General features: G+C 66.7%; 19 protein-coding genes. 14 read left to right on the top strand and 5 right to left on the bottom strand.

The window, feature by feature from the left end; translation table 11 throughout:
• Positions 1-153: 153 nt before the first annotated feature.
• Positions 154-1,059, top strand: coding sequence for an AEC family transporter (locus CLU87_RS05225; protein WP_056061656.1), 906 nt, complete (start codon positions 154-156; stop codon positions 1,057-1,059).
• Positions 1,056-1,703 (top strand): GDSL-type esterase/lipase family protein, encoded by a 648-nt coding sequence (locus CLU87_RS05220; protein WP_099729759.1) that lies wholly within the window; start codon positions 1,056-1,058, stop codon positions 1,701-1,703. Before CLU87_RS05225 ends, CLU87_RS05220 begins: the two co-directional genes overlap by 4 nt.
• Positions 1,704-1,793: 90 nt before the next feature.
• On the opposite strand, the gene queG is transcribed toward CLU87_RS05220, so the two are convergent.
• Positions 1,794-2,843 carry a tRNA epoxyqueuosine(34) reductase QueG gene (queG, locus tag CLU87_RS05215; protein WP_099729758.1) on the bottom strand — a complete coding sequence of 350 codons (1,050 nt, stop codon included), beginning with the start codon at positions 2,841-2,843 and terminating at the stop codon, positions 1,794-1,796.
• Between the two features lie 12 nt (positions 2,844-2,855).
• On the opposite strand from queG, the gene tsaE reads away from it, so the two are divergent.
• From tsaE to CLU87_RS05200, 3 genes are all read left to right on the top strand, one after another.
• On the top strand, positions 2,856-3,386 hold the full coding sequence (tsaE, locus tag CLU87_RS05210) for a tRNA (adenosine(37)-N6)-threonylcarbamoyltransferase complex ATPase subunit type 1 TsaE (protein ID WP_099729757.1): 531 nt from the start codon (positions 2,856-2,858) through the stop codon (positions 3,384-3,386).
• 6 nt (positions 3,387-3,392) lie between these two features.
• Positions 3,393-4,856, top strand: coding sequence for an N-acetylmuramoyl-L-alanine amidase (locus CLU87_RS05205; protein WP_199170797.1), 1,464 nt, complete (start codon positions 3,393-3,395; stop codon positions 4,854-4,856).
• Between the two features lie 119 nt (positions 4,857-4,975).
• Entirely contained in the window at positions 4,976-5,317 is a 342-nt protein-coding gene (locus tag CLU87_RS05200; RefSeq protein ID WP_099729756.1) for a cupin domain-containing protein, read from the top strand.
• 89 nt (positions 5,318-5,406) lie between these two features.
• Here the strand turns inward: CLU87_RS05200 and CLU87_RS05195 are convergent, their stop codons facing one another.
• Entirely contained in the window at positions 5,407-6,987 is a 1,581-nt protein-coding gene (locus tag CLU87_RS05195; protein ID WP_099729755.1) for a methyl-accepting chemotaxis protein, read from the bottom strand.
• 246 nt (positions 6,988-7,233) lie between these two features.
• On the opposite strand from CLU87_RS05195, the gene CLU87_RS05190 reads away from it, so the two are divergent.
• Entirely contained in the window at positions 7,234-7,473 is a 240-nt protein-coding gene (locus CLU87_RS05190; RefSeq protein WP_056061634.1) for a glycine zipper 2TM domain-containing protein, read from the top strand.
• Between the two features lie 113 nt (positions 7,474-7,586).
• Here CLU87_RS05190 and CLU87_RS05185 read toward each other — a convergent pair whose 3' ends face one another.
• A complete protein-coding gene (locus CLU87_RS05185) occupies positions 7,587-8,234 on the bottom strand; it encodes a DedA family protein (protein WP_056061629.1) in 648 nt (215 codons plus the stop codon).
• A gap of 108 nt (positions 8,235-8,342) precedes the next feature.
• On the opposite strand from CLU87_RS05185, the gene mutL reads away from it, so the two are divergent.
• Together mutL and CLU87_RS05175 are read left to right on the top strand one after the other, a co-directional pair.
• Positions 8,343-10,430, top strand: a complete 2,088-nt coding sequence (gene mutL / locus CLU87_RS05180; protein ID WP_199170796.1) for a DNA mismatch repair endonuclease MutL — start codon at positions 8,343-8,345, stop codon at positions 10,428-10,430.
• Between the two features lie 67 nt (positions 10,431-10,497).
• The gene (locus tag CLU87_RS05175) at positions 10,498-11,184 is read left to right on the top strand and encodes a hypothetical protein (protein WP_099729754.1); all 687 of its coding nucleotides are present in this window, start codon (positions 10,498-10,500) and stop codon (positions 11,182-11,184) included.
• A gap of 87 nt (positions 11,185-11,271) precedes the next feature.
• Here CLU87_RS05175 and CLU87_RS05170 read toward each other — a convergent pair whose 3' ends face one another.
• Entirely contained in the window at positions 11,272-12,435 is a 1,164-nt protein-coding gene (locus tag CLU87_RS05170) for a glycerophosphodiester phosphodiesterase (RefSeq protein WP_099729753.1), read from the bottom strand.
• Between the two features lie 276 nt (positions 12,436-12,711).
• Here CLU87_RS05170 and gdhA point away from each other — a divergent pair, with 276 nt between their 5' ends.
• The 3 genes from gdhA (at position 12,712) to CLU87_RS05155 (ending at position 16,299) form a co-directional block, all read left to right on the top strand.
• Positions 12,712-14,055, top strand: coding sequence for an NADP-specific glutamate dehydrogenase (gdhA, locus tag CLU87_RS05165; RefSeq protein WP_099729752.1), 1,344 nt, complete (start codon positions 12,712-12,714; stop codon positions 14,053-14,055).
• 152 nt (positions 14,056-14,207) lie between these two features.
• Entirely contained in the window at positions 14,208-15,341 is a 1,134-nt protein-coding gene (locus CLU87_RS05160; RefSeq protein WP_056062158.1) for a PilT/PilU family type 4a pilus ATPase, read from the top strand.
• A gap of 124 nt (positions 15,342-15,465) precedes the next feature.
• Positions 15,466-16,299, top strand: a complete 834-nt coding sequence (locus CLU87_RS05155) for an alpha/beta hydrolase (RefSeq protein ID WP_099729751.1) — start codon at positions 15,466-15,468, stop codon at positions 16,297-16,299.
• 37 nt (positions 16,300-16,336) lie between these two features.
• Here CLU87_RS05155 and CLU87_RS05150 read toward each other — a convergent pair whose 3' ends face one another.
• Positions 16,337-17,719, bottom strand: coding sequence for a serine hydrolase (locus CLU87_RS05150; protein WP_199170795.1), 1,383 nt, complete (start codon positions 17,717-17,719; stop codon positions 16,337-16,339).
• A gap of 239 nt (positions 17,720-17,958) precedes the next feature.
• On the opposite strand from CLU87_RS05150, the gene CLU87_RS05145 reads away from it, so the two are divergent.
• Genes CLU87_RS05145 through CLU87_RS05135 form a run of 3 tightly spaced genes read left to right on the top strand, consistent with a single transcriptional unit; the run spans position 17,959 to position 20,835 of the window.
• Positions 17,959-19,200 (top strand): multidrug effflux MFS transporter, encoded by a 1,242-nt coding sequence (locus CLU87_RS05145; RefSeq protein WP_099729750.1) that lies wholly within the window; start codon positions 17,959-17,961, stop codon positions 19,198-19,200.
• Positions 19,187-20,188: a tRNA (adenosine(37)-N6)-dimethylallyltransferase MiaA gene (miaA, locus tag CLU87_RS05140; protein ID WP_099732044.1), complete on the top strand. Its 1,002-nt coding sequence runs from the start codon at positions 19,187-19,189 to the stop codon at positions 20,186-20,188. Before CLU87_RS05145 ends, miaA begins: the two co-directional genes overlap by 14 nt.
• Positions 20,185-20,835, top strand: a complete 651-nt coding sequence (locus CLU87_RS05135) for an ABC transporter ATP-binding protein (protein ID WP_099729749.1) — start codon at positions 20,185-20,187, stop codon at positions 20,833-20,835. The genes miaA and CLU87_RS05135 overlap by 4 nt, the downstream gene beginning before the upstream one ends.
• Positions 20,836-20,847: the final 12 nt, after the last annotated feature.

The following is a 20,847-nucleotide window of genomic DNA, read 5'->3' as shown; positions in this document are numbered from 1 at the left end:
CGCAGATGGTATGCCCAACGCACGCCAAACCGCCCTGCGGATTCCACATAAGGGCTAACCCTAGAAACAAAGTGGGGGTGGGTAGTCCCCTGCCCCATTCAGCCTGCCGGAAGCCCCCCGGGCGGCTTGCCATGCATCAAGTATTCTCGGTGTGTGAACTACGCCCAACTCCTGCTCCCCGACTTTTCACTCATCTTCCTGGGCTACCTGATCTGCCGGTACACGGCCCTGAACCGCTCGGTCTGGCAGCCGGTGGAGAGCCTGGTGTACTACCTGCTGTTCCCGGTGCTGCTGTTCCAGTCCATCGTCAAAAGCCCGATGGATATTGGCGCCGCGTCGGGGCTGATCGGGGCGGGCATGCTGTCGGGCGTGATCGGCATCGCTCTGGCCTACAGCCTGCCGCACTGGCCCTGGGTGGGCAAGCACATCGATGTGCGCGACCATGCAGCCAGCGCGCAGGTGGCGTTCCGCTTCAACTCCTTCATTGGCCTGGCGATTGCCGAGCGGCTGGCAGGGACCCAGGGCCTGCTGATGATTGCGGTGCTGATTGGCGTGTGTGTGCCGCTGTTCAACGTGGCTGCGGTGTGGCCCATGGCCCGGCACGGGCAGCACAGCTTTGCGCGCGAGCTGTTGCGCAACCCGCTGATCATCGCCACCGCCTCGGGGCTGGTGGCCAATCTGCTGGGCTTTCAGATCCCCGAATGGGCAGTGCCCACGGTCAGCCGCATCAGCGCTGCGTCGCTCGCGCTGGGCCTGATGGCGGCCGGGGCGGGGCTGCAGTTTGGTCTGCTCACGCGGGGCAAGACACTGAGCGTGTCGGTGCTGGCCATCCGCCACCTGGTGCAGCCGCTCGTGGCGTTTGGCATGGCCCGCATGTTCGGGCTCGATGCCGTGCAGACCACCGTGCTGCTGGCGTTTGCAGCCCTGCCCACGGCATCGACCTGCTATGTGCTGGCGGCGCGCATGGGCTACAACGGGCCGTATGTGGCGGGGCTGGTCACGCTGTCCACCTTGCTGGGCATCGTGAGCCTGCCGTTTGCACTGGGGGTGCTGCGATGAGCCGGGGTCTGAACCGCAGGCGGCTGCTGGGCGCCAGCCTGGCCACCGCGTTCGGCCTGGTCGCCTGCGGCCGCAAACCTGCGCGTGCCCAGGCCGTCCCGGCAGGCGCCACGGTCCTGGCGCTGGGCGACTCGCTCACGTCGGGCGTGGGAGCCTCGGCCGACACCGCCTACCCCGCCGAACTGGCGCGCCTGACGGGCTGGAAGGTGGTCAACGGCGGTGTGTCGGGCGACACCTCGGCCCAGGCGCTTGCGCGACTGCCGGGCCTGTTGCAACAGCACCAGCCCGCGCTGGTCATCGTGGGCATTGGCGGCAATGACTTTTTGCGGCGCCAGAGTGCTGCCACCGCGCGCACCAACATCCTGCGCATCTGCACCGAGGCACGGGCCAGCGGCGCCCAGGTGCTGCTGGTGGCTGTGCCGGAGCTGTCGCTCATGGCCGCTGCCGGCCGCCTGAGCGACCACCCGCTGTACGAAGAGGTTGCCGAAGAGCTGAAGATCCCGCTGCATGCCAAAGGCTGGTCGAGCGTGCTGGCGCAAGAGCGGTTGCGGTCGGACCAGATCCACGCCAACGCTGCCGGATATGCGGAGTTCGCCCAGAGGCTGGTGGGCACCTTGCGGCAGACGGGGCTGCTGGTGCAGTGAGGACCCGGAGCAACGGCAACCACTCCTATTTTGATAGCTGCCAAGGCATATTGCACTATCGCTACCAGGCTATTTCTTCCAAAAACACCCTCAAGCAGCGTCCAGAGCCCAGGCCACATGCTCCCGCACCAGCGCGCTGGCATCCTCGGCCCGCGACTGCAGCGCAGCGCGCAAGGCCCCATCGCCCGTGGCACGCAGCGCATTGCCCAGCGCCACGGCCACATTGCGCAGCCAGCGCTCGTGGCCGATGCGGCGGATGGGGCCGCCCTCGGTCATGCGCAAAAAGGTGGCTTCGTCCCACGCAAACAGGTGCACCAGCTGCTGGCCCGACAGGCCCTTGCGCTCATCAAAGTCGGGCAGGCGGCTGACCTGCGCAAACTTGTTCCAGGGGCAAATCAGCTGGCAGTCGTCGCAGCCATAGATGCGGTTGCCCATCAGCGGGCGTAGCTCCACAGGGATGGGCCCGGCGTGTTCGATGGTGAGGTACGAGATGCAGCGCCGCGCGTCAACGCGGTGCGGCGCAACGATGGCCTGCGTGGGGCAGATGTCGATGCACGCGCTGCAGCTGCCGCAGTGCGGAGTGACGGGCTCGCTCTGGGGCAGCGCCATGTCTACATAGATCTCGCCCAGGAAGAACATGGACCCCGCCTCGCGGTTGAGCACCAGCGTGTGCTTGCCGCGCCAGCCCTGGCCGCTGCGCGCGGCCAGCTCGGCCTCCAGCACCGGCGCGGAGTCGGTGAACACGCGGTGGCCAAACGGGCCGATGGCCTCGGCAATGCGGTCGCTGAGCTTTTGCAGCCGGGCGCGCAGCACCTTGTGGTAGTCCCGGCCACGGGCATAGACGGAGACGATGCCCTCGAGCGGGCGCTGCAGGCGTGAGAGTTCGGCCACCTGCCAGCCCCCGGGCGCATCCCTGGCTGTATCGCGCGGCAAATAATCCATGCGCGCCGTGATCACACTCACGGTGCCGGGCACCAGCTCGGCCGGGCGCGCGCGCTTCATGCCGTGGGATGCCATGTAATGCATGTCACCATGGAACCCCTGCGCCAGCCAGGCCGCAAGACCCGGCTCGGCCGCAGACAAGTCCACCCCCGCCACGCCGATTTGGGAAAATCCCAGCTCGCGGGCCCACTCCTGCATTTGAGGAACGAGTTGACTGTTGCACCACATACCGGCCAGATTGTAGAAAGCGGCACCGATGCTGCGGCCACCCCCCCTGCAGAAACCACGCGCCATTTCACCTGGCACAGCGAGGAAGACACCGCCGCCTTTGCCCAGCGCCTGGCCGCCCAGCCTCTGCTGGCCAACGCCTTTGTGACCCTGCACGGCGACCTGGGCGCGGGCAAGACCACCCTGGTGCGCCACCTGCTGCGCGCGCTGGGCGTGCAGGGCCGCATCAAGAGCCCCACCTACGCGGTGGTGGAGCCCCACGAGGCGCCGGGTCTCTCGATCTGGCACTTCGACTTCTACCGTTTTGACGATCCGCGCGAGTGGGAAGACGCCGGTTTCAGGGACATTTTTGCCAACCCCGGTCTCAAGGTGGCAGAATGGCCGGAAAAGGCCGCAGCGCTTACCCCGCTTGCAGACCTTGCTATCCACATTGAAGCAATGGATGACACCGAAAGGAAGGTCACGCTGCATGCCCCCACCGCCACGGGGCGCAGCCTGCTGCAAGCTCTCTGAGACACCGTGAACGACCCCACCCTGCCCGACCGCCACGCCGCTTCCCAGCCATCGCGCCGTGCCGTGCTGCGCGCCAGCAGCCTGGTGCTGCTGCTGGGCGCACAGCAGATTGCACGCGGCGCCACCATCGTGGCCGTGCGCGTCTGGCCCGCACCCGAATACTCGCGGGTGACCATCGAGTCCGATGGAGCGCTGTTGGCCAAGCAGTTCTTCGTGACCTCACCGCCGCGCCTGGCGGTGGACATCGAGGGCATCGACCTGAGCCCCGAGCTGCGCGAACTGGTGGCCAAGGTCAAACCCGACGACCCCAACATCGCGGGCATCCGCGTGGGCCAGAACGCACCGGGTGTAGTGCGCCTGGTGGTGGACCTCAAGCAGCCCGCCATGCCGCAGGTGTTCACCCTGCCGCCCGTCGCCGCCTACCGCCACCGGCTGGTGTTTGACCTGTACCCCGCAGCGCCTGTGGACCCGCTGGAGGCACTGATTGCCGAGCGCCTGCGGGATGCCAATGGCCCCGCTGCCGCGTCGGCCCCCTCGCCTGCCCCTGCCGCCGCCCGCGCGCCCACACCAGTTGCCGAGCACGACCCACTGGGCGACCTGATCGCGCAGCGCGCCAATGGCCCCGCTACCGGCAGCACGGGGGCACAGGCACCCGCCCCGCCACCAGCAGTGGCAGCGGCGCCCGCACCGGGGGCAGCCCCTGCAGCGCCGTCACGCCCCGGCAACCGCCCCACAGCCACCGAGACCGACCGCATCATCATCGTGGCACTCGACCCAGGCCACGGGGGCGAAGACCCCGGCGCCATCGGCCCCTCCGGCACCCGCGAAAAAGACGTGGTGCTGCGCGTGGCCCACCTGCTGCGCGACCGCATCAACGCCACCACCGTGGGTGGCAACCCCATGCGCGCCTACCTCACGCGCGACGGCGACTACTTTGTGCCCCTGGGCACCCGCGTGCAAAAAGCCCGGCGCGTGCAGGCCGACCTGTTTGTCTCCATCCATGCCGACGCCTTCACCACGCCCGAGGCGCGCGGCGCCAGCGTGTTTGCGCTGAGCCAGGGCGGGGCCTCCAGCACGGCCGCCCGCTGGCTGGCCAACAAGGAGAATCAGGCCGACCTGGTGGGCGGCATCAACGTGCAGTCCAAGGACCAGCATGTTCAGCGCGCGCTGCTGGACATGAGCACCACCGCGCAGATCAACGACAGCCTCAAGCTCGGCACCGTGCTGCTGGGCGAGATCGGCAACGTGGGCAAGCTGCACAAGCCGCGCGTGGAGCAGGCGGGCTTTGCCGTGCTCAAGGCGCCTGACATCCCGAGCGTGCTGGTCGAAACCGCCTTCATCAGCAACCCCGAAGAAGAAAAGCGCCTGCGCAGCAGCGCCTACCAGGAGCAGCTGGCCGACGCGCTGATGCGCGGCATCACGCGCTACTTCGCCAAGAACCCGCCACTGGCGCGCAGCCGGTCGGTGTAGGCAGGCAGGGACATCGCGCGCGGGACGGCCAGCCCACCTTGCGCGCACTGCCAACTGCAGGCACAGTAGCCTGCATCGGCCGGGCGCGCACCGCGCCTTGGCCAGCAAGGAGAACTGCCATGGCCCTGCCCCACGCCCAATCTGGTCAGATCGTCAGCGTGCGTCCCCTGGGAGCACGACTGGCCGACACCGTTACCACCGCCGTCCTCAAAGCCGGCCAGCTCGAAGTCATGCGGGTGGTCCTGCCCGTGGGCAAATCCATGAAAGAACACCAGACGCCCGGCGAGGCCACCGTGTTGTGCATCGAGGGTGTGGTGGAGTTTGCGAGCGAGCTGGGCGTGCAGCAATTGCATCCCGGCGACTTTGTGCACCTGGCACCGCGCGCGCTGCATTCGCTCAAGGCGGTAGAACCTGCGTCACTGCTGGTGACGATGTGCCTCAAGCCTGCGGAGAAAACCTGAGGCTTCTTTGGCCTCTTGGCTTATTGGCTTCTTTGCACTCCGGGCCCCGAAGGCCTGAGGGGGTGAAGACCGTGCGGCACTGAAGGCGGTCAGCGCCCCAGCCGGAACACGCTCACGATCTCTGACAACCGCGCCGCCTGGTGCTTGAGGCTGTCGGCCGCCGCAGCGCTCTGCTCCACCAGGGCCGCATTCTGCTGGGTGACCTGGTCCAGCTGCATCACCGCCTCGCCCACCTGGCTGATGCCGATGGTCTGCTCGCCCGTGGCGCTGGAGATTTCGCCAATCAGGTCACTCACCCGCTGCACCTGGGCGACGATGTCTTCCATGCTCTGCCCGGCGTTGCTCACCAGCTGGGTGCCGTTCTCCACCTTCTCGACACTGGCACTGATCAGGGCCTTGATCTCCTTGGCCGCCTCGGCGCTGCGCTGGGCCAGGCTGCGCACCTCGCTGGCCACCACTGCAAACCCACGGCCCTGCTCGCCGGCACGGGCTGCCTCTACCGCCGCGTTCAGCGCCAGGATGTTGGTCTGGAACGCAATGCCATCGATCACGCTGATGATGTCGGTGATCTTTCGGGACGCGGCCGAAATGTCCTGCATGGTGGTCACCACCTGGCCCACCACCTCGCCGCCCTTGACCGCCGCCTGCGATGCCGAGCCGGCCAGCGTGGCCGCCTTGCGCGCGGTGTCGGCGTTGTTCTTCACGGTGCTGGTGATCTCTTCCATGGAGGCAGCCGTTTCCTCCAGGTTGCTGGCCTGTTCCTCGGTGCGCTGGCTCAGGTCGGCATTGCCCATCGCGATCTCGCTGGAGCCCGTGGCAATGCTGTCGCTGCTGTGCCGCACGTCGCCCACGATGCGCACCAGCGAGGTCTGCATGCCCTGCATGGCACGCATCATCTCGGCCACCTCGCCACGCCCTTGCACCTCGATGGGTTGGGACAGGTCACCCTCGCCAATGCGCTGCGCCACCGCGCTCACCGCCCCCAGCGAGCGGCGGATGCGCTGCACCACCACCCAAGACAGCACCACCAGCAGCGCCAGCCCCGCCACACCCGCCACCAGCACGGTCATGCGGTAGGACTGTATGAGCTCTGCCGCCTCGGCCGCCTGCTCGGCCGAGCGGCGCACCTGGTAATCGACCATCTTGTCGGCAATGGCGTTGTACTTGTCCAGCACTGGCGCAAACGTGCCCAGCGCATAGGCGCGCGCCTGGGCCATGTCACCCGCCTTTTTCAGCTCCAGCGACTTGTCGCGCGACTCCAGGTACGACTTGCGGATGGTGGCCAGCTCTTCCTGGATGCGCAGGCCCTCCGGGCTGTTTTCCAGCTCGGTATAGCGCTTTTGCACCTTGCTGGTGTCGGCGGTGGTGGCGGCCACTGCCTCCTTGAAATAGTTCTGGAGGTCATCGCCCTCGGTCTGGGCGATGGAGAACACACGCGTGGAATTGACGGCGATGTTGCTGCGCCAGCGCAGCGCCAGTTGCAGCCGCTCCACCTGCTCGGTGGCCAGCTGATCCACCGTGGCCCCCAGGCGCTGCACACGCACCAGGCTCAGCGCCAGGACGACCACCAGCGCCAGCACCGCCACGCCCACAATCAACCCGATCTGCTGCGCCACCGTCAGCTGGGTGCCCACGCCGCCCCGGCCGGCTTGCTGGATGTGCTGGGTCATCGCGTGTCCTTGTGTAAGTTTTGTATGACAAGGAAATGATCTGCCTGCGCAACCCGGTTGGCAACAGCGACAGGCGCAGGGAAACCCTTAGTTCCTCCTGTGCCGCCTGTCCTACACCCAGCACCCTTGCCTGCCTACAGCCACCGCGCGGCCGGGCAGCGACAGTAGAGGCACAGGTCGAGCTTCAGCCGCTACCGCGGTTTTGGGGTCCACGGCCTGACTCCACAACCATCAAGGAATCTCGCCATGAACATCCGTCACATTCTTCTTGCGACTACCTGCACTGCGGCCCTGGCACTGGGTGGTTGTGCATCCAACCCCACCAACGCCCAGGTCGGCACTGGCGTCGGCGCCGTGGTCGGTGGCGTTGCCGGTAACGCCATCTTCGGCGGCCCTGTGGGCACCATCGGTGGTGCCGCTGCCGGCGCCCTCATCGGCCATGAAGTGGGCGAAGACCGCGACCAACGCCGCCCTTACCGCCGTTAAGCCTCTGGGACGTCCCTCCCCGCCCAGAGCGCTGATCTGGGCATAAAAAGAGCGGCAGGCGCATGTAAATCATGCGCCTGCCGCTCTTTTATTTGTAGCAAATTCGCTGTCTGTCAGGCTGTGCGGGCCTGGCGCCCGGCGCGCCAGGCGCCAAAGATGGCGATCAGGCCCGGCACAAAAATCATCGCCCAGATGATCTTGTCCAGGTTCTCCTTGACCCACGCAAAGTTGCCGAAGAAGTACCCGGCCGTGGCAATGCCCAGCACCCACAGCAGCGCCCCGCCCACGTTGTAGGCGGTGAACTTGGCGCGATTCATTTCCGCCACGCCTGCCACGAAGGGAGCAAACGTGCGGATGAAGGGCATGAAACGCGCAATCACGATGGTGATGCCACCGTAGCGCTCGTAAAACTCATGCGCCTGGTTGAAGGCCCGGCGGTTGAACCAGCGCGAATCCTCCCACTGGAACACCTTGGGGCCAAAGTAGCGGCCGATGGAGTAGTTGCACTGGTCGCCCAAGATGGCCGCCGCAAGCAGCACCGCGCACGCCAGCGGAAAGCTCATCATGCCGGCACCACACAGCGCGCCCACGATGAACAGCAGCGAGTCGCCCGGCAAGAACGGCATCACCACCAGGCCTGTCTCGACAAACACAATGGCAAACAGCAGGGCGTACACCCACATGCCATAGGCCTGCACAAACGCCTCCAGATACTTGTCCACATGCAGGATGAAGTCGATGAGAAAAGTGACAAGTTCCATGAAAAGGCGGGCCTGGGCGCGGCGCGGAAAAAAGGTGGGCGCATTATCCTCATCACGCCCCACCCCCGCCCGATACCCCTGCGCAGCCCCCGCCCTAAAATCCGGTGGGTGAACGACACCACCCCCTTCCTCGCAGCGGCGCAGCCCGCCTCCAGCCCCCCCACCGCCACGCGCCGCCCCATCCGCGATCTGCCCGATGAACTCATCAGCCAGATCGCTGCGGGTGAAGTGGTGGAGCGCCCCGCTTCGGTGGTGCGCGAGCTGGTGGACAACGCGCTCGATGCGGGTGCCACGCAGATCACCGTGCGCCTGTCGGCCGGTGGCGTGCGGCTGATCACCGTGGAGGACGATGGCGGCGGCATCCCTCAAGAAGAGCTGCCCGTGGCCCTGCGCCGCCACGCCACCAGCAAGATCACCAACCTGAACGACCTGGAGACCGTTGCCACCATGGGCTTTCGGGGCGAGGCCTTGGCAGCGATTGCCTCGGTGTCGGAGATGGCCCTGCTCTCGCGCCCGGCCGCGCAGGCCAGCGCCTTCTTGCTGGACGCCCGCAGTGGTGAGCTGCGCCCCGTCGCGCGCAGCACCGGCACCACGGTGGAGGTGAAGGAACTGTTCTTCTCCACGCCCGCGCGCCGCAAGTTCTTGAAGACCGACGCCACCGAGCTGGCGCACTGCATTGAATCCGTGCGCCGCCACGCACTGGCACGGCCCGACGTGGGCTTTGCCATCTGGCACGAAGGCAAGCTGGTGGAGCAGTGGCGCGCCACCTTTGTGCCGGGCCGGGGTGATCCGCAGGACGCCCATGACGCGCTGGCCCGCCGCCTGTCGGACGTGCTGGGCGAAGACTTCGTCACCCAGTCGGTCGCCGTGCAGCACCGCGTGGGCCCGGTCACCGTCACCGGCCGCGCAGGCCTGCCCGACGCGGCGCGCTCGCGGCCCGACCACCAGTATTGCTACGTCAACGGCCGCTTCGTGCGCGACAAGGTCCTCACGCACGCCGCCCGCAGCGCCTACGAGGACGTGCTGCACGGGCACAAGCAGCCCATTTATGCGCTGTATGTCGAGATCGACCCGGCGCGTGTGGACGTGAACGTGCACCCCACCAAGATCGAGGTGCGCTTTCGCGACAGCCGCGAGGTGCACCAGGCCGTGCGCCATGCGGTGGAAAACGCGCTGGCTGCGCCACGGGCTGCCGCATTGGCAGCGGCTGCGGCGGCACCCACACCGTCCGCAGCCGGTGATGGGGAGCATTTCAAGCCCCAGACGCCCCAAGCGCCGGTGTGGAATGCCCAGGCCGCTATCAAATTTGAAGAACGTGGTCACCGTGTGGAAGACCTGCAGGCTCTGTGGGGGCCGCGCAGTGCGACGCCTGCCGGCCCCGTGGCAGACCCCGCATCGGGCGCGGCCGTGGGCGGTTTGTGGGCGCCCTCAGCCCAGGCAGATGCGCCCGCAGCATGGGCAACGCCTGCCGCATACCATGCATCTGCCACGCCCTGGGACGGTGCGCCGTCCGCACAGACGGCCGCTCCGGTTGCAGGCTCCCCCACCGAGCCCTCGGCCAGCAACCCACCCACGGCCTGGCCTGTGGGCCGCGATGGCAACGAAACCGCCTGGCCCCTGGGCAAGGCCGTGGCCCAGTTGCACGGCGTGTACATCCTGGCCGAAAACGCCCAGGGCATGGTGGTGGTGGACATGCATGCCGCCCACGAGCGCATCGTCTACGAACGCCTGAAGGCCCAGGTGGACAGTGGCGCGCGCATTGCCAGCCAGCCCTTGCTGATCCCGGCCACCTTCGCCGCCACGCCGCAGGAGGTCGCCACGGCCGAAGAGTCTGCCGACGTGCTGGCCACGCTGGGCCTGGAGGTGGTGCCCTTCTCGCCCAAGACGCTGGCCGTGCGCGCAGTGCCCATCACGTTGGCGCAGGGCGACCCGGTGGAGCTGGCCCGCAGCGTGCTGGCCGAGCTGGCCGCCCACGACGCCACCACCGTGGTGCAACGCGCCCGCAATGAAATCCTGGGCACCATGGCCTGCCACGGTGCCGTGCGGGCCAACCGCAAGCTCACCATCGACGAGATGAACGCCCTGCTGCGCCAGATGGAAACCACCGACCGCTCCGACCAGTGCAACCACGGCCGCCCCACCTGGCGGCAGTTGAGCATGAAGGAGCTGGATGCGCTGTTCCTGCGCGGTCGGTAGCGGCGGGCACTTCCCCGCCCGCGACATAGCCAGAGCCCTTTCCTCCAGCCATTGCCCACCGCCCTCCATGACCCAGCACCGCTACCACCGTACCACCCACGCCACCGCATCGCGCATGCTGGCAGCCACTACCACCCTGTGCGTGGCCTGGTCCGCCCACGCCGGGCGCCCCCTGACCGTGGACGATGCGGGCGTGGACGAGGTGGGCCATGGTCACGTCGAAGTGTGGTGGGAGGGCCAGCGCGGCCAGCCCGGCACGGTGTACATGGCCCCTGCCTTCACCCCCATGGCCGGACTGGAGTTGGGCGCCGTGTTGGCACGTGACCGCAACGAGCGCCATACCTTGCAAGGCGTGCAGGCCAAGTGGCTGTGGAGCCCCGCGCAAGAACAAGGCTGCAATGCCGGCAGCAGCGCCGGCGTCGTGCACCGGCGCCAAGGTGCCGGGCAGAGCGCAGGCAGCGTGGTCGCGCTCAATCTCATCGGCACCTGCGCCGCGACCTGGGGCGTGGTCAATGCCAACCTGGGCAGCCAGCGCGAGCGCGGCCAGTCCTGGCGCGCCACCTGGGGCGCATCGGTGGAAGGCAGCTGGGGTGCCATCACGCCGCACCTGGAGGCCTTTGGCACCCGGGGCAGCGCCCCTACCTTTCAGACGGGTGCACGTTGGGAGTGGGCGCCAGGCAAGCAGCTTGACGCTACCGTGGGCCGCCAGCAAGGTCGCACCTTGTTGAGCCTGGGGTTTGCGCTGGGGTTCTGACACAAGCGCAATGCATAAAAAAAGCCCGCGCATGCGGGCTTTTTTGTGGGCGTTCGGCACGCCGCACTGTCACGGCCGATGTCGCGGTCAGTTGTCCCGCGCAGCCTTGGCGGTGTCGGTAAAGTCGCTGAACACGCCGTCCACACCCAGGTTGAAGAACAACTTGTACTCGGCCTTGGGGTCGCCCTTGAAGTCCGAGGCCAGGCGCTTGGCTTCGTTGCGGAAGGTGTAGGCGTGCACGAAAAGGCCTTCGGCGTGGGCGTTCTTCACCACGTCGGTGGGCGCCATCATCACGCGGTCGCGCTCGTCGATCTTGCCGTCGCCGTTCAGGTCGTCGGCCTTGCCGTCCTTGTTGGCATCCACTTGCTTAGAGGGGATCAGGTAAGGCTTCCAGGGGCCAATGCCGTCGGCATAGGTCTTGACTTCCTTGAGGCCTGCGGGGGTCAGCAGGCTGGCGAAGGTGCGCGAGTCACCGGCCACGGCAAAGTCATAGGGCTTGTCGTACGGGGCCACCAGCGACATGGTGCCATCGGGGTTCACATCGTCCGCGTCCACCAGCTGCACCAGGCGCACCTGGGTCTTGGTGCGCAGGTACTTGAGGTTGGAAACCTCGAACGACTGGATGATGACGGGCGAGCTCTTGGAGGTGTAGCCGTACTTGGCCAGGATGGCCAGCAGGCGGTCTTCCAGCGGCAAGCCTTGCTTGACGTGGTAGGTGGGGTGCTTGGTTTCGGGGTACACGCCAACGGTGCGGCCGGCCTTGGCGCCTTCGGTCTTAGCCAGGTCCAGCACTTCTTCAAAGGTGGGGATCTGGAACTTGCCGTTGTACGACTGGTCGCGGTCCGACAGAGGCTGGATGGCGCGCAGGGTCTTGAGTTCGGCCAGGGTGAAGTCGGTGACAAACCAGCCTTCCTCCTCTACGCCATCGACCACTTTCTTGGTCTTGCGGCCCGCAAACTCGGCGCGGGTGGAGACATCCGTGGTGCCCGTGATGTTGGGCTCATGGCGGGCAACCAGCACACCGTCCTTGGTGGCGACCAGGTCGGGCTCGATGAAGTCGGCGCCCATGTCGATGGCCAGCTTGTAGCCCTCCAGCGTGTGGTCGGGCCGGTAGCCCGCCGTGCCCCGGTGGCCGATCACCAGGGGCTTGTCGCCGTTCAGGGTGGGGTACGGATAGTTGTCGCTGCCGCCGCAGGCTGCCAGCGTGGCCACCATGGCCAGCGCTCCCCATTTCACACCAGTGATGTGCATGCTCTTCTCCTCGCTATGTTGTTGGTAGAACCGCCGAACTGTGGGGTCGGCATGTGACAAGACCATGACGTCCTTTTTGCAAACGCATGACGGTCGCACCACACATCAACCGCACCAATATGTGGCGAATATCTCGGCCACATTCCCCACCATTGTGCATAGGCATCGGCATAAACGTATAACTTTTGAACATAATTCGATGTTGCAGTGCGCCAAACCGGTGCGTTAGCGATCTTTGACGTTGTTGACCTTTTGATGCTGAAAGCCTTTTGAACCATGAAACACGCGACCGCCGAGAGCTTCCTTTCCCACGTGGCGCTCCGCAACCCCGGCCAGCCGGAATTCCTGCAAGCCGTCACCGAAGTGATGGAAAGCCTCTGGCCGTTCATTGCGCAGCACCCGCGCTACGCCGAGCATGGTCTGCTGGAGCGGCTGGTGGAGCCCGAGCGCGTCGTGATGTTCCGCGTGTCCTGGGTGGACGACCATGGCGGCGTGCAGGTCAACCGGGGCTACCGCATCCAGCACAGCATGGCGATTGGCCCGTACAAAGGCGGCCTGCGTTTTCATCCGTCAGTCAACCTGTCGGTGCTCAAGTTCCTGGCATTTGAGCAGACCTTCAAGAACGCACTGACCACGCTGCCCATGGGTGGTGGCAAGGGCGGTTCCGATTTCGACCCCAAGGGCAAGAGCCCTGGCGAAGTCATGCGCTTTTGCCAGGCGTTCGTGACCGAGCTGTACCGCCATGTGGGCCCCGACACCGATGTGCCCGCCGGCGACATCGGCGTGGGCGGCCGCGAGGTGGGCTTCATGGCGGGCATGTACAAAAAGCTGGCCAACAACGCGGCCAGCGTGTTCACCGGCAAGGGCCTGTCGTTCGGCGGCTCGCTGATCCGCCCTGAAGCCACAGGCTACGGCACGGTGTACTTTGCGCAGGAAATGCTCAAGACCCGAGGCCGTTCGTTCGACGGCCTGCGCGTGTCGGTGTCCGGCTCGGGCAACGTGGCGCAATACGCCGTGCAAAAGGCGATGGAGCTGGGCGCCAAGGTGGTGACGGTGTCGGACTCCAGCGGCACCGTGGTGGACGAGGATGGCTTCACTCCCGAAAAGCTCGCCATCCTGATGGATGTGAAGAACCACCTCTACGGCCGCGTGAGCGACTACGCCGCCCGCACGGGTGTGAAGTTTGAAGCCGGTGTCCGCCCCTGGCATGTGAAGGTGGACGTGGCCCTGCCCTGCGCCACGCAAAACGAGCTGGACGAGAACGACGCGAAAACGCTGATCCAGAACGGCGTGCTCTGCGTGGCCGAGGGCGCCAACATGCCCTCGACCATCGAGGCCGCCAAGGCCTTTGAGGCCGCAGGCGTGCTGTACGCCCCCGGCAAGGCCAGCAACGCAGGCGGCGTGGCCACATCTGGCCTGGAGATGAGCCAGAACGCCGCCCGCCTGTCCTGGCCCCGCGAGGAGGTGGACGCCCGACTGCTGCAGATCATGCAGGGCATCCACGCAGCCTGCCTGCACTACGGCAAGCGCGCCGATGGCAGCGTGAGCTACATCGACGGCGCCAACATCGCCGGCTTTGTGAAGGTGGCCGACGCCATGCTGGCGCAGGGCGTGGTGTAAGGGGAAGGGCCGGGCATTGGAACGTGTTTGCGTTCCAACAGCCTGTTCACACAGCAAATCACTGGGGCTTCGGCCCCTTTGTTTTTGGCGCGCAGCGCAGTGCAGGCTATGCTGCACTTGAAAACCAATACGCACACTTTCGGGAGTCCGCCGTGGAAATCTTCAGCTTCTTGAACGTCATGGTCGAAAAGGGAGGCTCGGACCTCTTTTTCAGTGTCGGTGCGCCGGTCAATCTCAAGATCGAAGGGGTCACACACCCGTTGAAGATGCCCGCCTTGTTGCCCGGCCAGGTCAAGCAGCTGGCCTACGCGGTGATGAACGAAAAGCAGATCGGCGAGTTCGAGGCCAAGCAGGAGATGAACCTGTCGATCTCGGCCGAGAACCTGGGGCGCTTTCGGGTCAACGTGTTCGTGCAGCGCGGCGAAACCGGCATGGTGGTGCGCTACATCAAGAACAAGATCCCGCCGCTGGCCGCGCTGGGCCTGCCCCCGGTGCTGGAAAAGCTGGTGCTGCGCAAGCGCGGCCTGGTGCTGGTGACCGGGGCCACGGGCTCGGGCAAATCGACCACGCTGGCGTCGATGATCAACTACCGCAACGAGAACGTCACGGGCCACATCCTCACCATCGAAGACCCGCTGGAGTTTTTGCACGCGCATAAGCGCTCGGTGGTGGACCAGCGCGAGGTGGGCATCGACACGCAGTCGTACGAAGAAGCCCTGAAGAACGCGCTGCGCGAGGCGCCGGACGTGATCATGATCGGCGAGATCCGCGACCGCAACACCATGAAGCAGGCCATTGCCTATGCCGAGACCGGCCACCTGTGCCTGTCCACGCTGCACGCCAACAACGCCAACCAGGCCATGGAGCGGGTCATCAACTTCTTCCCCGAAGACGCCCACCACCAGCTGCTGATGGACCTGAGCCTGAACCTGGCCGGCGTGATCTCGCAGCGCCTGATCCCCGGCCTGCACGAAAAGCTGGTGCCTGCGGTGGAGGTGATGCTCAACTCGCCCTACATCGCCGACCTGATCGCCAAGGGTGAGTTCTCGGGCATCAAGGAGGCCATGGGCCACAGCACCGAGATCGGCATGTGCACCTTTGACCAGGCGCTGTACCAGCTCTACACCGACGGCCGCATCTCGCTGGACGAGGCCCTGCACAATGCGGATTCGCGCACCGACCTGGCGCTGCGCGTGCGCCTGGCGGCCGGCGTGACCACGCAGGATGCAGGAGAGCTTTCCATCGATACCTCCTCGCCCATGCAGTCGGCCTCGCGACTGTCGTGAACGGCGTGCTGGCGCCAGCGCCGGGACGGCGCCGGGGGTACCGTCTGCTCTACCACTGCAAGCCACCGGCTCCCGTGCTTGATCCTCACCGAACTTTTGTACCTGCGCCAGAATCAGTCGGACGATGAAACGAATCCCTCTTCTTGCATCCCTGGGGCTGGTGGTGGCCGTGAGCGTGGGTTGCGCCACCCTTGACGCCAAGCAGCGCGAATGGATCTTCCAGCCCAGCGACCGCAGCTGGGGCGGCGCGCCGTCCACCGAAGGCATGCAGGACGTGTGGATCGAATTCACCTCCGACACCACCGGCAAGGCCGAGCGCCTGCACGGGCTGTGGCTGCCCCACACAAAGGCCAGCGCGCCGGTGATGCTGTACCTGCATGGGGCGCGCTGGAACGTGGCGGGTTCGTCGGGCCGCATCCGGCGCATGCAGGAGCTGGGCTTTTCGGTGCTGGCCATCGACTACCGGGGCTTTGGGCGCAGCAGCGCAGGCCTGCCTTCCGAGGCCACCGCGGCCGAGGACGCCCGCGCCGCCTGGAACTGGCTGGCCGAGCAGCACCCGGACAAGCCGCGCTACATCTTCGGCCACTCGCTGGGCGGCGCCATTGCGATCGATCTGGCGCGCCAAGTACCGGATGAAAAGGGCACCATCGTCGAAGGCACCTTCACCAGCATCCCCGACGTGGTCAGCACCTTCAAGTGGGGCTGGCTGCCGGTGTCGCCGCTCATCACGCAGCGGTTCGAATCCATCCGCAAGGTGGCCGACATCGGCTCGCCGCTGCTGGTGGTGCATGGCAGCGACGACAGCCTGATCCGCCCCACGCTGGGCCGCCAGCTGTACGAGGCAGCGCGGGAGCCCAAGCAGTTTGTGCTGGTAGAGGGCGGCTCGCACCACAACACCAACTCTGTGGGCCAACGGCAGTACCGCGAGGCCGTGGCCTCGCTGTTTCACCTGAAGTAAGCGCAGCGGCTCGCCGCGACGAGTCAGCCGCGCAGTCTCAGCGGCGCACCGCCTGCGCCAGTGCCGCCCAGGCCTTGAGGGTGAGCGGGTGGGTAAAGCCTGCCCCCGCCACGGGGTGCGACGACAGTTTGATCACCACCATCTCGGCAACCGGATTCACATGGATGAACTGGCCGTGGATGCCGGCGGCCTCATAAGCCCCATCAGAGTTGTGCAGCACCCACCACTGGTTGCGGTAGCTGTAGCCGGGCCGAAAGGCCATGCCACCCATCTTGAACTTCTCGCGGTCGCCGCCCTTGGCGGTGTCGTCGATCACGGCCTTGTCAAAAATCTTCTGGCCGTTGAAGCTGCCGCCCAGGCGCAGCATCTCGCCAAACCGCGCCAGGTCGCGCGCCGTGGCGTTGAGGCCTGCGCCCTGCAGCGGCGTGCCCACGCTGTCCACCATCACATGGGCATCTTCCTCGGTGCCCAGCTTTTGCCAGATGTTGTCGCTCATCAACTCCGCCCAGTGTTTGCCAGTGGCGCGCGACACGATCCAGCCCAGCACCTCCGAATGCACGGTGCGGTACACAAACCCGGCGCCGTGTTCGCCTTCCTTCTTGAGCGTCTTGAGGAAGTCGTACACATTGGTCGGCCCCTGGTAGCCCGGCGGACGGGGCAGCAGACCGCTGGACCAGCTGTAGCCAAAGATCTCGGTGGTCGGGTCGGTGTAGACCTCGCGGAAGCGCACGGCGCCCGTCATGTCCATCACATCGCGCACCTTCATGTCGCCCCAGGCCGATTCGGCCAGCTCCGGCACGTACTTGGTCACCAGCGCCTCGGGGTCGATCTTGCCCTCGTGCGCCAGCTGCGCCGCCATGAGCCCGGTGAACGACTTGGTGACCGAGAACAGCAGATGCGGCGAGTAGGGCTTCATCTGGTTGTCGTAGCGCTCGTACACCACGCGGCCCTTGTGCATCACCACCAGTGCATCGGTGTAGGTGCGGGTGAACCATTGGTCCACCGTGATGGGCTGGCCCTTGTCGTCATCGAATGCCACTGCGCCCAATGGTCGCGGGTCGGCCGGCAACGCAGATGGTGCGGCACCGCCCCGGCGGATATTGCGTGTGGGCTGCAGCTCGCGCAGGTGCTGCACGGCCCAGCGCAGCTGCGGGTATTTGTACGAGTTGCTCAGGTCCACACGCTGCGCCCCTTCGGGTGGGAAGGTGCTCATGTAGCCCAGCTTGTCCAGCGTCACGGTCTCGGGCGCCGGTAGCGCCGGGGCCTGCGCCTGGGCTGGGGCCGCAAAGGCCACACCCAGTGCCGCCGCAGCGCAGGCAGCCCGCCACAGCGCGGCGGGGAATGCGCCAGAACGCCGGGCCTGCGCAGGATGCAAAGGGTGAGCGGTTTGCGCCGCAGAGGCGCTGTAAGTCTTGTGCATGGCTTGTCTCCTTGTTGTGTTGTGTTGCTTGGTGCAGCATCCGGGCGAAGCGTCCCTCAGAACAGCGTCCAAGGCATGACGGGCTGCCAGCCACCGCCCCACCATGGTGCTGCGCCCCGCGCAAGGCAGGATGTCACCCGCGCGACCTTTGTCATACATAAATTTGCGCAAGTTCTCACCGCCTGGGTCCACCGCCCTGCCTGCAGCGCGCCCACCCCTTCTGGTACGCTCAGACAGATATGTCTGCCCCCTCCGCCACCGCAGCGTCTGCGGCCGCCCCTGTCTCTGTCCAACCTGGCCTGGCCATTCTGGTGCTGGCCCTGTTGCTGTCCATCCAGCCCGTCACCACCGACCTGTACTTGCCCGCGCTGCCCGCGCTCACCCGCAGCCTGGGCGCGCCCATGGCGGCGGCGCAGCTCACGCTCAGCGGGCTGCTGCTGGCGTTTGGTTGTTCTCAGATGGTGTGGGGCCCTCTGTCTGACCGCTTTGGCCGCCGCCCCATCCTGCTGGCGGGCCTGACCATCTACACCGTGGCCTCGCTGGGCAGCGCCTTTGCGCCGACCATGGGCCTGCTGATTCTGTGGCGCATCGCCCAGGGTGCTGCCATGGGTGCCGTGGTGATGTGCGCGCGCGCCATCGTGCGCGACCTGTATACGCCGCTGGAGGGCGCCCGCGCCATGTCCAAGGCGCTCACGGGGCTGGGCATCGTGGCCTGCATCTGCGCGCCCATGGGTGGCCTGCTGAGCGAATGGCTGGGCTGGCGCGCTGCGCTGCTGGCTCTCACGGTTTATGCCGTGGTCACGCTGGCGCTGGTGGCCTTGCGCTTGCCCGAGACCCTGGCCCACCGCAACCCCCAAGCGCTGCAGCCCCGTGCGCTGGTGGGTACCTGGCAACAGGTGTTGCGCAGCCCCACCTTCTGGGCGTTTTCGCTGCAGACCACGGCCACCTATGGCGGGCTGTTCACCTTTCTGGCGTCGTCCTCGTTCGTCTACATCGACGTGCTGGGCCTCACGCGCACCATGTATGGCTGGGTCATGGCGTCTGCCTGCGTGGCCTACTTTGCGGGCACCTTTGTGTGCCGCGCTCTGCTGGCACGTTTTGGCCTGCAGCGCACGGTGGCCATTGCCGGGGCCTTGAGCGCCAGCGGCGGCACGCTGATGGCGCTGGTGGCCTGGATGGGCTGTCACCACCCCTGGGCACTGACGCTACCGTTCTACCTGTTCATGGTGGCGCACGGCATCCACCAGCCCTGCGGGCAAAGTGGCGCCGTAGGACCTTTCCCCAAGGCGGCAGGCGTCGCATCCGCACTCAACGGTTTCATGATGATGCTGGCGGCCTTTGCCATTGGCGGCTGGCTGGGCCTGCGGCTCGATGGCACGGTGTGGCCTCTGGTTAACGGGATCTGGTTCTGGTCGGTGGTGCTGGCCGTGATCTCGTGGACGCTGGTGCAGAAGTTTGGAGCGCCCCGTGAGCACGCCTGACACCCTCCCCACCATCGCTCTGGCGGGCCCCACGGCGTCGGGCAAGACCGCCGGCGCACTGGCGCTGGCCGCCGTGCTGGGCAAACAGGGCCGGCCGGTCGAGATCATCAGCGTGGACTCGGCCCTGGTGTACCGGGGCATGGACATTGGCACCGCCAAGCCCACGCCCGACGAGCGCGCCGCCGTGCCGCACCACCTCATCGACATCCGCGATCCGCTGCAGGCCTACAGCGCCGCCGAGTTTGTGCAGGACACCACCCGGCTCATCGCCGAGATCCGCGCGCGCGGCGCACTGCCATTGCTGGTGGGCGGCACCATGCTGTACTTCAAGGCCCTGTTTGATGGCATTGACGACATGCCCGCCGCCGACCCCGAGGTGCGCGCCAAGATCGAAGCCCAGGCGGCCGAGCAGGGCTGGCCTGCCCTGCATGCCGAGCTGGCGCGTGTGGACCCAGTGACGGCCGCGCGCCTGGCCCCCGGCGACAGCCAGCGCATTCAACGTGCGCTGGAGGTGTGGCATGTCTCGGGCCAGCCGTTGTCGAGCTTTCACACTATCAAAAAAGTAGCAGACAACACAAATAACACCGGCGCCAGTGCGCTTTTTTCCTTAGAACCCGACAACCGGGCCTGGCTGCATGAGCGCATCGCCCAGCGTTTCGACACCATGCTGGCCGGAGGATTCATTGATGAGGTGGCGGCCCTGCGCGCACGCGGCGACCTGCACCCCGACCTGCCCTCCATGCGCTGCGTAGGCTACCGGCAGGTGTGGGAAGAACTCGACTTCCAGGCCAGCCGTCCTGCGGGCACCCCGTTGAACACGGCCTTCCTGCGCGAACGCGGCATTGCCGCCACACGGCAACTGGCCAAGCGCCAGATCACCTGGCTGCGCAGCATGCCGCAGCGCCACGCCATCGCCTGCGACCAGCCCCATGCCGTGGCCACGCTGGTGCAGGCCGTGCTGCAGCGCCTGGAGCAGCCCACGCCATGACGCTGCTGCGTGTGGAGAACCTGGGCAAGCACTACGGCAGCACGCCGGTGTTCGCCAACGTGCAGTTCGCCGTGGCACCCGGCGAGTTTGTGGCCATCGTGGGCGATTCGGGCGTGGGCAAGTCCACCCTGCTCAACTGCCTGGCGGGGCTGGATACCTGGGACACCGGCAGCATCACCCACGGCACCACCGACCTGGGCCAGCTCGACGACACCGCCCGTGCGCTGTGGCGCCGTGCGCATGTGGGCTTTGTGTTCCAGGCCTTCCACGTGCTGCCGCACCTGGACGTGGCACAGAACGTGGCCCTGCCGCTGATGCTGCTGGGCCAAACCGACGCGGCCCGGGTGCAGCACATGCTGGCCGCTGTGGGCCTGGAGGCCTTCAGCGCACGGCTGCCGCAGCAGCTCAGCGGCGGCCAACTGCAGCGCGTGGCCATCGCCCGCGCGCTGGTGCACCGCCCCGCCCTGCTGCTGGCCGACGAGCCCACCGGCAACCTCGATCCCACCACCGCCACGCGCGTGATGGACCTGCTGCTGGCGCAAACGCGGGAGAACGGCGCTTCGCTGGTGCTGGTCACCCATTCCGACGCTGCGGCGGCGCGGGCCGACCGGGTGCTGCGCCTCACGGCCAGCGGCATCGCTGGTTAGGCTGAGCCCCAT

It is taken from the genome of Acidovorax sp. 59 (assembly GCF_002754175.1).
In the GTDB taxonomy this organism is placed as follows: domain Bacteria; phylum Pseudomonadota; class Gammaproteobacteria; order Burkholderiales; family Burkholderiaceae_C; genus Acidovorax; species Acidovorax delafieldii.
The sequence above is the reverse complement of the archived record's forward strand: the minus strand, read 5'-3'. Positions and strand labels throughout refer to the sequence as shown.